This window comes from Candidatus Phytoplasma asiaticum (assembly GCF_015100165.3).
Lineage (GTDB): Bacteria > Bacillota_I > Bacilli_A > Acholeplasmatales > Acholeplasmataceae > Phytoplasma > Phytoplasma citri.
In genome coordinates this window covers 47,776-60,374 of sequence record NZ_CP097206.1, presented here as the reverse complement: position 1 = coordinate 60,374, position 12,599 = coordinate 47,776, and the positions used below count along the sequence as shown (strand labels likewise).

The window sequence follows — 12,599 nt, the reverse complement described above, 5'->3', positions numbered from 1 at the left end:
ATATTCAATTAATTTTTTACAACAATTAATACACTTAAATAAACTATTTTAATAAAATTAAATTTTTATATTATTTAAAATTTTATTTCAATTTTATTTCGTAAATTTTCAAGTTTTAAAATTTTTTTCATTTTTCAAATTCTTAAGTTTGATAAAGTATAATTTTTTAATTTAAATTTTTGGGTATTTTATCTATAGTTATCAAAAAACAAATTACCCACTTTTATTATACCTCAAATAAACTCAAAAATAAACTTGAAAAATAAACTCGCAAAAACTATTAAATTCTTTGTTTTTTTCCAAATATTTTATATTTATATTATTATCTAACTTAATTAATATTTATTTAAATTGACTATTATACAAATTATAATAAAAACCTTTTTTATCCAATAATTCCATATGACTACCTTTTTCCACTAACAAACCGTTTTGCAAAACCAAAATAATATCTGCATTTACAATAGTAGATAAACGATGAGCGATTACAAAAGAAGTTTTATTTTTTAATAATTTTTGCATAGATTCTTGAAAAATAATTTCTATTTGAGTATCAACAGAAGCGGTAGCTTCATCTAAAATAACTATAGAGGGATTATTTAAAAAAGTTCTAGCAATAGTAATTAATTGTTTTTCTCCTTGAGAAATATTATCTAATTCTTCATTAATCATAGTATTATAACCATCTTGCTTAGTCATAATAAAATCATGAACATTAACTTGTTTAGCTGCTTGAATAACTTGTTCTTCTGTAGCATCAAAATTACCATAACGAATGTTATCCATAATAGTACCATGAAATAACCAAGAATCTTGAACTACTATACCAATCATTTTACGTAAATCACTTTTCGGAATAGTAGAAATATCTATTCCATCAATTGAAATTGTACCCGAAGTAACATCATAAAAACGAACTAACAAATTAACTAAACTAGTTTTTCCTGAACCTGTAGGACCAACAATAGCGACCATTTTATGTTTTTCAATCTCAAAACTAATATCACAAAGAATAGGTTGATCCATTTGATATTGAAAATTTACATTTGAAAATTTAATATAACCTTGAACTGAATCAGGAATAATTAAATTATTTTTCGCATCTAATTCTTCGTTTTCTGCTAAAAAATTCAAAACACGATTTGCAGCTGAAGAAGTAGATTGCAAAATAACAAACATCTGACTCAAATCTCTTAACGGATTTCCTAAACGCCAAATGTATTTTATAAAAGATTGAAAAAGTCCCAATTGAATAGTACCAAAACCTAATTTAAATAATAAATACGGTATTTTCGTATTGTGATAATTCAACAAAAAATAACCTATTATAACAATAAAAGTCATCACAATATAGGTAAAACTATTAATAATAGGCATCACTAATCCAGAAATCCAATTAGATTTAAAAATAGTAGAAGCTAATTGTTGATTTAAATTTTGAAAATCACTAATATTATTCGATTGTTGATTATATAAAATAATCTCTTTATGTCCGGTATATTTTTCTTGTAAAAATCCTAAATATTCACCTGTTTTTTCAAATCTTTGAATAAAAACTGAGCGTGCTTTTTTATTAATTAACCAAATAACAGATAAAGAACTTGGTATCATTAAGCAAATTAATAAAGCGAATCTTAAATTGGCCCAAAACATAATAAAAATAATCATTATAATACTAAAACAAGAAAGTACAAAAGCTACACAAGATTGTTGTAAACCATTCGAAACTGTTTCTAAATCATTTATAACAATACTCATAATATTGCCTATAGTATTATTTTCAAAATATGATATAGGTAACCTTAACATTTTTTGATAAACACTTTGTCTAATATTTTGAATAGATTTATGAATAATAACAATTATCAATTTATTATAAATAAATCTGGCAATAATACATAAAAAATATAAAAATAAATTAATAAATAATAAAAGAATAATATAACTCATATATTCAGATATAATTGGAAAATTACTTAGTAACTTTTGCCGTATAAAATTAAGAATAATATTATCAAAATAAATAAGTTTAGAATTATTATTAAAATTATTTTGAATAAAATTAATAATAATATTTCCTTCAAAAATAACAATAAAAGCATCTATAGCAGCAACTAAAAAAATCAAAAAAATGCTAACCAAAATTTCTTTCCGAAAAGGTTGTAAAAAATAAAATATTTTTTTCAATTTAGAACCTCTTTTATTTTTTGCGAAAAAGCAATATTTTTATAAATTTGACATCTATTCATTAATTCTTCATGTTTACCAATATCTATAATTTTTCCATCATCTAAAACAATAATTTTATCAGCATTTAAAATAGAACTTAATCTCTGCGCTACTATAATAATAATAGAATTTTTACGTAAATAACTTAAATTTTTACGAATAGTTAAATCAGTTTGATAATCTAAAGCAGAAAAAGAATCATCAAAAATATAAATATCAGGTTTTTTTAATAAAACCTTAGTAATAGCTAATCTTTGTTTTTGTCCTCCGGAAAAATTAGAACCCAATTCGCTAACTGGTTCTTGTAATTTACCTTTAGTTTTATTAATAAAATCATAAGATTGAGATATTTTAGCGAATTCAAAAATTTCTTCAGAATTTGCATTAGATTTTCCAAAAGATAAATTACTTAAAATTGTACCTTTAAATAAAATATTTTTTTGAGAAACTACACCAATTTTATCTCTTAAAGAAATTAAATTATATAATTTAATATCTACTCCATTAATTAACAAACAACCTTTTGTCGGATCAATTAATCTAGGAATTAAATTAATTAAAGTACTTTTTCCAGAACCTGTAGAACCAACTACAGCAATTAATTCTGAAGTTTTAACTTTAAAATTAATATCTGATAAAATCATTTTATCATCATTAGAATATTGAAAATAAACATTTTTAAACTCTAAACTTACAATAGGTTTAGATAAAGTTAAATTATATTGTAAATTATTTTTAATCGATGGTTTTATATTTAATAAATATTCTATTTTGCGCAAAGAAACTAAAGCTTTAGGAAACATAGTAAATAATAATAAAAAATTTAAAATGGAATAAAGTATATGGTATTGTAAATTAATACAATTATATAAACCGCCTAAATGAAAATCAGTTGATGCCCCTATTTTTAAAATATAAGCTCCAAAACCAGTAGTAAAAATAATAGAAATATTCAATAATAAATAAAATAAAGGTTCCATTGAAAAAATTGAATTAAACAAATGAATATTTAAAAGAGCATATTGAGAATTTATTTTATCAAATTGATAACCTTCATAATTTTCTGTATTTAAACTTTTAATAACTTTAATACCAGTTAAATTTTCCCGAACTTTAGAGTTTATTTTTTCTAAAACTTTTTGTTTTTTTGTAGATAATAAATAATTTTTAAAAATAATACAAACAAAAACAATAACTAATAAAGGTATAATAGCCAAAACAATATAAGAAAAAACCATGTAAATTCGATAAATTAAAATTAAACTAATTATCAACATAATAGGAGCCACAATTAAAGCTCTATAAAGGCTAGCCATAAAATTAACAATTTGACCAACATAAGTAATACTACAATTCATCAAAAAAGGAACACCAAGATTTTTCATTTCTATAATTGAAAAAGTCTGAATTTTCTTAAAAATATCTGCATTTAAATCTTTAAAGATTAAAGATGATGTTTTAGCAGAACAAAAATTAATAATTAAATTACCTAAGATAGCACACAAAACCAATAATAATAAAGTAAAAGTAAAAAATAAAAAATTTTGCGAAGCAACAGGATTATCAATAACATAACGACCTATAATCAAAGGAATACCAATTTCACCACTTGCTATAAATAAAACTGCCAAAATATTTAAAAATAATATAATTTTATAACGCATAATATATTTAAAAATTAATTTCATAAAACTGATTTTGTACCTTCTTAATTAAATAAAAATCAAAAAAATTAAATTTTTACTAATCTTTATTCGTTTTTTTAAATATCAATAAAAATTCTAACATTTTTTTAATATTTTTGATATAAAAAAAAATTAATTCATATTACAAAAAAACAAATAAGTTTTCTTGATTTAATGAATTAATTTTTAAAAAAGATATAAAATAATTTATTTAAATATTAAAGTAAATCGTTATTCATATTATCAATATTTGGATAATTTTTTTCTAGTACTTCTTCAACAACAGCAGCACCAGTAGTTACCATTATAGATGCTATAGAAGCTGCATTTAAAACAGCTTGTCTAGTTACCGCTGTAGGATCCATAATACCATCTTTAACTAAATCTACAAATTGACCAGTTTCAGCATTAAAACCAAAATTATCTTTTTGTTCTAATTGTTTCTGAAGAATCATAGAAGCATCAAAACCCGCATTAGTTGCAATTTGTTTAGTAGGTTCTAATAAACTTTCTAACACAATACTATAACCTTTACGAACACTTTCGTTTGCAGAATTTAATTCACTTGATGCAGTTTTATAAATTTCTACTAATGCTTTTCCTCCACCAGGAACAATACCTTGTTCAATAGCAGCCTTAGTTGCATTTAAAGCGTCTTCGATACGTAATTTTTTTTCTTTTAATTCTGTTTCAGTAGTAGCTCCTACATGAATAATACCAATACCACCAGTTAATTTAGCTAATCTATTGGTCAAATTATTTAAATCATGTTGATTAAAATCTTTCATGTTTTTAATATTAGAAATTTGTGATTGAATTTCTTGAATACGTGTTTCTAAAGCAGAAGTTTTATTATCAACTACCAAAGTAGTACTATTTTTTTTAATAATAACTTTATTAACTTTACCTAAAAATTTTTCATCTACATCTTTTAACTTCATATTTAAATCTTTAGAAACAAAAGTAGCTTGAGTTAAAATAGCCATATCTTGAAGCAATTCTTTTTGATGATCACCAAAACTCGGAGCTTCAACCGCAACTGCATTTAAGTAATTACCCTTTTTATTAGCGACCAAAATACTTACCATTTCATTATCGAAAGATTCGGCAATAATTAGCAAAGGAACTCTATTACTTAATGAATATTCTAAAATACGATTAATTTCAAATATACTATTAATCTTATGATCAGTAATTAAAATAGCAGCTTGTTCTAATTCTATTAAAGAATCTTTTTGATTTACTACAAAATAAGGAGACACATAACCTTTTTCGAATTGCATACCTTCAACAACATCTAATACAGTTTCAAAACTCTTAGATTCGTCCACATTAACAACTCCCGTTTTACCTACTTTTTCAATAGCAGCAGCTACAATTTTTCCTGTTTCTAAACTACCAGACGAAATAGTAGCAACATTTTCGATTTCTTCTTGAGTATTAACAGAACGAGATTTGGCTAAAAGTTGTTGAGCTACTACACGAGATGCTTCTAAAATACCTTGTTTTAAAAGAACCCCTTTAAAACCACCTGTGTCTAAAGCTTCAAAACCTTTACGAATCATACTCTGACCTAATAAAACAGCTGTAGTTGTACCATCTCCTGAAACATCATTAGTTCGAGTAGCTATTTCGCATATAGCTTTAGCGCCGGCATTATGATAAGCGTCTTTAAAACTAATTTCTTTTGTAATAGTTACTCCATCATTAATAATTAAAGGACTACCATATTTTTGTTCTAATAAAACATTTTGGCCTTTAGGACCTAAAGTTATTTTAACTGTATTAGCTAATAAATCTATCCCTTTTAAAATTTTTTTTCTTGCTATTTCGCCATAAACAATTTGTTTTGCCATATAATTATCAAATACTCCTCTTTTATCCTAATAAATAATTAATTTTTTTAAAATTTTCAAAATGATTAATATTAATAAAAAATCAAATTATTAAGAATTAACCTTATTATTAATTTTAGCAATAATATTTTCTAATTTAACAATCAAATATTCTTCTTCTTGAAATTGAACCTTTTCTCCAGAATAATTCTTATAAACTACTAAATCATCCGTTTTTAAATCAATGACTTTCGGTCCAAAACTAACTACAATACCTAAAGATTCTTCTTTGCGAGGGCTAGTACTAACAATAAGACCTGAAGAAGTACGTTCATCTTGAAATTTTGGTTTTAAAACAACATAATCATTTAAAGGTTGAATTAAAAAATTTGTCATAACTTTCTCCTTTTTTGTTATAAAATAATCAAATTTAAAATTTTTTTATATAATGAAAAATAAATTAAAAATTTTTAACAATAATATTCTTAATTGTTTTATCAAATAAATTTTCAGAATTTAATTATTAATCAATAAATTAAATAAACAATTATAAATAAATATTAAAATATGAATAGATTATTTTCATTTCGGCATTCGGGAATTGTCTTTCTGATATTCTATTAAAAAAGCCTTTTTTAAGCTTAAAAAAGTGTCTAACTGCCCCATGCAATAATATCTTATTATAAGATATTAAAGTTCTTTCATCTTGCAAAGATCATTGTTCTTTGCATTAGCCATATTCTTATAAAATATTTACTTTGTCTTTTGTTCTGATAATTTTTATTACCTCCATTGTTCTTTTAAGAACTGTGGTCTTTAAGGGAATCTTTTTAACTTTTTTAACTTTAAATATCTACCTTAATTATCAAGGAAAGATTATCGTTAAAAAGCTGTGAAAATCCAGTTTCCCATTAATAAAATAAACAATGCCAAGAATTTATATTGATAAATTTTGAACCTATCACTTATAGTAGTGTACAAAACAGATGTATTAAATAGATCAGCCACTTTTGGCTTATCTTTGTAATCATGTGGTAGCGGCATATTTTGAACTAACTAATTAGTTGTAACCTGATTTTAAGAACTGCGTTAATTATTTATCGTTTCCTTTAAAAAACCGGTAAAAAACAGTCTTATCCTTTAAATATTTATCGGCACTGGTTTATTGGTTAGATAACATAATATTCATGTCTCTTTAGAGTCCAACACTAATTAATTATAATTCAATTTATAATCTTTTTTCAATATCAATTTAACAAAAAAAATTAAATTTTATTTTTAATCGCATGTTGAAACATTTGTAAAAACTCATTCATAGACATATTACGTTTTTCAAGTTTATTATATTGACGAACATGTAAAGTATTATTTTGAATTTCACGTTCACCAATAATAACTTGAAAAGGAATTTTGTCTTGATAAGCAGAACGAATTTTAGAATTAAAGGTGTGATCTTTATTATTTAATTCCACTCTTATATGATTTCGTAACATTTCTTTTCGTAAATGTTTAACATAATCAAGGTGTAATTCATTATTAACCGGGATAATAACAACTTGTACAGGTGCAATCCATACAGGGAAAAAGCCCTTGTGCTGTTCCATTAAATAAGCGGTAAATCTTTCTATAGTAGATGTGATAGCTCTATGAATAACTACAGGAGTTTTAGTTTGATTATTACAATCTATGTAAGATAAATTAAATCTTTTAGGCAATAAAAAATCTAATTGAATAGTTGATAAAGTGATTTCATGATGTAAAGCAGTTAGAACTTGCACATCAACTTTAGGACCATAAAAAGCAGCATCACCGATTTTTTCCTGATATTTAAGATCTAATTCGTTTAAAATATCTCTTAAAATTTTTTCAGAATTTAACCACATATCGGGATCATCAAAATATTTATTTTTATTATTAGGATCACGAGTACTTAAATTAAAATAATAATCTCGAATTTGAAAATCTTGATAAACCTCTTTAATTAAATTAATAATTTCAACAAATTCTTGTTTAATTTGTTCCGGTGCAATAAAAATATGGGCATCATTTAAAGACATAGCTCGTACTCTTTGCAATCCTGACACAGCTCCAGAAGGTTCATAACGATGCAAAAGACCTAATTCAGCTATTTTTATAGGCAAATCTTTATAACTATGTATTTTTTGACGAAAAATTTCCATATGATGAGGACAATTCATAGGTCGTAAAATTAATTGTTCCCCATCTGGCAATTGCATAATGGGAAACATATCTTCATTGTATAATTGCAAATGACCAGATGTTTTATATAAAGAGATATTAGCTACAACCGGAGTATAAACGTGTTGATATCCATATGATATTTCTTTATCAACAATATATCTTTCAATAATACGACGAATGGTTGCTCCTTTAGATAACCAAAAAGGTAATCCAGTTCCAACAACTGACGAAAACATAAAAAAATTTTGTTCTTTATTAATAAATTTATGATCTCGTTTTTTTCTTTCATCTAAAGTTTTTAAATAATTAGCTAAATCCTGTTTTCGAAAAAAAGCTACCCCATAAATACGAGTTAAAACCTTATTTTGTTTATTGCCTTTCCAATAAACTCCAGATATTTTTAAAATTTTAAAATAACGATTAAGATTAATATTAGGTAAATATTGATCTTCTGTGCAAAAATCTAAAAAATTACCTTTTTTATATAAAAATAACTTTTGCGAAGACTCAATTTTTTGCAAAGAATCTATTTTATAATAATTAAATTTAAATAAACTTCGAATTTCAGAAACAGATAATTCTGTTTCAGTAATAGGTAATTTTTCTTGCATGATATTAATCATAGTTTTTTCAATAATACCAAAATCTTTTTCTGAAATTATATTATTAACTGGATCAATATCATAACAAAAACCTTCTGAATTTATATACTTATCCACTAACAATGAATTTGGATAAACACGACAAATAGCCTGAGCCATAATTAAAGCAGTATTGTTATTTAAAATAGACCAAGCTATACTATCGGATATTGTGATAATATTTAATACACCATCTTCATTTAAAGGCTTATCCAGATTCACTAATTTATTATTAAAATAAGCTGCTATTGGTAATTTTTCAGAATTATTTAAAAATTCCAAATTTTCAGAAATAATAATTTTACTAACAGTAATATTATTTGGAAATATTTTTTTTTGATGATTTTGTTGATATTCAATTTCAATCATGTCATAATCCGATCCTTTAAACAATTTAATTATTTTATACAATTATTCCAATAATTAATTTAAATTTATTAATAAAAATATTTTCAATCTTGCAAAAATTAAATAAAAAAATAACAAATAACATGTATATAAATAAAAAACCAAAAATAATAAATATTATTTACCTAAACAAAATTTCGAAAATAATTCATTAATCAAATTTTCTTGTAATTTGCTACCTAAAATATTTTCTAAAGATTGATAAGCTTCTTTTAAATGAAGCACATGTATATCTATAGGCATATTTCTTTTTATATCTTTTAAAATATTTTTTAAAGATATAATAGCTTTTTTTAATTGATGAACTTGCCGAAGGTTAAATAAATAATCGAAATTTCGCTCTTGAATATCTTGCAAATTAAATTTTTTTATAATTTCTCTTTTTAAATTTTCTATTCCCTCTTGTGTATGATTAGAAATAAAAATAATCTGCGATTCTAATTCGGATGATAATTTCAGATTAATTGACAAATCCGATTTGCTACCTACAATGATTCTATTTTTATGTTTAGTCATTTCTAATAACATTAAATCTTCCGGTTCTAAAAGATCATGAGCATCTAATAATAATAAAATCAATTCAGCTTCGTTTATAAATTTTTTAGAAATATTAACTCCTAAATTCTCTAAATAATCATCAGTATTACGAATTCCTGCTGTATCAATTAAACGTAAATTAATACCATTGATAGTTACATAAACATCCAAAAAATCTCGAGTAGTTCCCGGAATATCAGATACAATAGCTCTTTCTTCTCCTAAAAAATTATTTAGAAGGCTAGATTTTCCTACATTAGGTTTACCTAAAATTAAAGTTTTAATACCTTCTTTAATAAAACGAGTTTTACAAGAATTATCTAAAATACTTTGCAATTTATTAATTAAAAATTCCGTTTGAGGAACAATCAAATTATTAGTAACATTAGGTATATCATCATATTCGGGATAATCTATATTTACTTCTACACTAACTATTAAATTTAAAATTTGTTTATTTAAATCTTGAATATTTTTAGAAATTTTTTTTTGCAAACCTGCATTAGCTAATTTGATAAACTTAATATTTTTAGCATGAATTAAATCCATAATAGCTTCTGCTTGCAATAAATCAATTTTTTTATTTAAAAAAGCTCTTTTACTAAATTCACCTGGCTCTGCTAATCTAATAAACGGCAAAGATAAAACTCTTTCTAACACAAGTTTAGTAATTAAAATACCTCCATGAGCTTGAATTTCGATAACATCTTCACCTGTAAAAGATCGAGGAGACCGAAAAACAGAAATTAAAACTTCATCTAAAACTTCACCTGAATTATTCAAAATAAAACCATGATGAATAGTATGAGTTGCCACTTCTAATAAATTAATTTCTTTAATACCTTTGAAAATACTATTAATACCCTCAATGGCTTTTGATCCGCTTACACGAATTACACTAATACTGCCTATGCCTAAAGGTGTAGCAATAGCTGCAATAGTTTCTTGTAAAAACATTATTCACTCACTTCATGTATATTTTTATATTTTTTTATTATTTTAATTTTTTTAATCAACATACCAAACAAATTATTGTTTTTAATATGTATAAATTATTTATGTTTTAATATTAAAATTTATTTTACTACTGATATCTGTTATCAATAATCATCACCATCCGAACCAAAGAATAACTTTCCTTTCATCCAAATTGCCATAATTTAACTTTTTTCAAAGAATAACTGAGTATCATCTACTCATTAATTATTTCTTCTGATCTTTCTTTATTTCTTAAATTCTTGAATATCGTGTATTTAATTAGTAGTTATCTGATCACCCTTACATAAAGAAAGAGTTTGTGTATCTCTCATCCTAATTTAATCAAAATTGCATATGTTTTTATATGTTTTTTTGGTATGGCGAATTTAACTTTTTTAAGTATATCTAATTCTCAGGTTTCTCCAACCTCAATATTCTGTTGAACTCTCATAATGAAATTTTAATTGCTTCTCACGGAATTTTTTTGACAACTAAATAGTTCGCAATAAGCGAAAAATCAAAAATTATTAGATAAAATCAAAAGTAATTAATTACCGATTTTTTTATAGATAATATTGATATATTCGCGATGTTATTACTCAATTTTTAGAATTTTGATATCGTAAACGATTATCTTTACGTTCCACAAATCTTATTAGTTACAAAACAAATCCAATGATAAGCGAATATTTATCAGATTATTCATCCCATATCATATTCTCATTTAATACTTTGATTATTTAACAAACGTTTTCTATAAAGGCACATTAAATTTATTTTTGACGATTAACTTAATAATTACTCATTAAGTTGTACTTATCTAATTGTTAAAAAGTTTGATTCTAATGAATTTTATCTAATTATTTGTTAATTTCATCAATATAAAATCAATATAAATTTATTTAATCTAAAGATCAACCTGAATTACTTAAAATAAAGTTCAGCTTTTTAGAAATAGTGAGATTCCAAGTTTTAAACTTGATATTACTCTTTATTATTAATTATAAATAACCCGTTATTACCTCTCGCAGTGTGGTGATTGGTTAAATCACGAGATATTTAGGTTTCTTTGGTTTTCATAATCTTTAATAGAATTTTTAGCCAATTTAATAACTTGATTAATTTCTTGTTGATTATAAACATTCATACCGCAAGCACGAAAATGCCCTCCACCATTAAATTGATGAGCGATATGATTAATTTCAGGCCCTATTGAACGTATACTTATCTTCCAATAATTTTTAATCTTATTTTCTATTATAAATAACCATACAGGATATCCTTGGATATTATGGAAAATATTCACTACACTATTAATATCTTCGAACTTTAATTTAAATTTGTCAATAATATCATGAGTAATCTTAATATAAATTAAACCATCCTCAGCAATAAAATTACTACATACATATCCTTTAAATCTTAATATATTAATAGGTTGAACAGTGATTTTAGTATCAATTTGAAAAGCATCAAAACCATAACATAACAAATCAGAAACAATTTGTAAAGTTTTATAATTTACTCTATCAAAACGAAAATGACCAGTATCTGTAACCATACCAATATAAATAGGTAAAGCACCTTTGATACTCAAATTTAAATCATTAACTTCTTTAAAAGTATAAATCATTTCCGAACAAGAAGAAAAACTTGGATCAATCCAAGAATTTTGTTCATCTCCGTAAATTTCTCCTATTAAATGATGATCAATACGTATAATTTTTTTAGCTATTTTATATCTAACATCACTAATTACATTAGTATTTCCGCAATCCACTACAATAGCTAAAGATTGAGATATAACATCATCATTAATTTCATCCATTAAACCTAAAAACGAAAAAATAGGATTATTTTCGCCTAAAGTATAAACTTTTTTATTAGGAAAACTTTGTTGAATAATATCTTTCAACCCTAATTGAGAACCATAACAATCTCCATCGGGATTTTTATGCCCAAATATAGTAATAATATCAAATTCATTTATATTGTTAAGAATTAAATGATTCATAGATATTGTATCGGGATTCATTTGTATCATATTTTGATTCATTTTTTCTATTCTCCTATATTAGTTAAAT

Annotated in this window: 7 protein-coding genes; all 7 read right to left on the bottom strand. The window is 23.9% G+C overall.

Going from position 1 to position 12,599, the window contains the following annotated elements:
• Positions 1 to 342 precede the first annotated feature (342 nt).
• On the bottom strand, positions 343 to 2,187 hold the full coding sequence (locus tag H7686_RS00220; RefSeq protein ID WP_193621793.1) for an ABC transporter ATP-binding protein: 1,845 nt from the start codon (positions 2,185 to 2,187) through the stop codon (positions 343 to 345).
• Entirely contained in the window at positions 2,184 to 3,917 is a 1,734-nt protein-coding gene (locus H7686_RS00215) for an ABC transporter ATP-binding protein (RefSeq protein ID WP_193621792.1), read from the bottom strand. Before H7686_RS00215 ends, H7686_RS00220 begins: the two co-directional genes overlap by 4 nt.
• 215 nt (positions 3,918 to 4,132) lie before the next feature.
• Positions 4,133 to 5,770, bottom strand: a complete 1,638-nt coding sequence (gene groL, locus H7686_RS00210; RefSeq protein WP_193621791.1) for a chaperonin GroEL — start codon at positions 5,768 to 5,770, stop codon at positions 4,133 to 4,135.
• Between the two features lie 90 nt (positions 5,771 to 5,860).
• Positions 5,861 to 6,145: a co-chaperone GroES gene (locus H7686_RS00205; protein ID WP_193621790.1), complete on the bottom strand. Its 285-nt coding sequence runs from the start codon at positions 6,143 to 6,145 to the stop codon at positions 5,861 to 5,863.
• A gap of 869 nt (positions 6,146 to 7,014) precedes the next feature.
• Positions 7,015 to 8,961 carry a threonine--tRNA ligase gene (gene thrS / locus H7686_RS00200; protein WP_193621789.1) on the bottom strand — a complete coding sequence of 649 codons (1,947 nt, stop codon included), beginning with the start codon at positions 8,959 to 8,961 and terminating at the stop codon, positions 7,015 to 7,017.
• A gap of 156 nt (positions 8,962 to 9,117) precedes the next feature.
• Positions 9,118 to 10,494 (bottom strand): tRNA uridine-5-carboxymethylaminomethyl(34) synthesis GTPase MnmE, encoded by a 1,377-nt coding sequence (gene mnmE / locus H7686_RS00195; RefSeq protein WP_193621788.1) that lies wholly within the window; start codon positions 10,492 to 10,494, stop codon positions 9,118 to 9,120.
• 1,069 nt (positions 10,495 to 11,563) lie between these two features.
• Positions 11,564 to 12,571, bottom strand: a complete 1,008-nt coding sequence (locus tag H7686_RS00190; RefSeq protein ID WP_193621787.1) for a DHH family phosphoesterase — start codon at positions 12,569 to 12,571, stop codon at positions 11,564 to 11,566.
• Positions 12,572 to 12,599 lie beyond the last annotated feature (28 nt).

What these genes read in the sequence shown, in the direction of transcription:
- H7686_RS00215 (WP_193621792.1), bottom strand. Translation starts at nt 3,917, where the DNA reads ATGAAATTAATTTTTAAATATATTATGCGTTATAAAATTATATTATTT.
- H7686_RS00190 (WP_193621787.1), bottom strand. Translation starts at nt 12,571, where the DNA reads ATGAATCAAAATATGATACAAATGAATCCCGATACAATATCTATGAAT.
- mnmE (WP_193621788.1), bottom strand. Translation starts at nt 10,494, where the DNA reads ATGTTTTTACAAGAAACTATTGCAGCTATTGCTACACCTTTAGGCATA.
- groL (WP_193621791.1), bottom strand. Translation starts at nt 5,770, where the DNA reads ATGGCAAAACAAATTGTTTATGGCGAAATAGCAAGAAAAAAAATTTTA.
- H7686_RS00205 (WP_193621790.1), bottom strand. Translation starts at nt 6,145, where the DNA reads ATGACAAATTTTTTAATTCAACCTTTAAATGATTATGTTGTTTTAAAA.
- thrS (WP_193621789.1), bottom strand. Translation starts at nt 8,961, where the DNA reads ATGATTGAAATTGAATATCAACAAAATCATCAAAAAAAAATATTTCCA.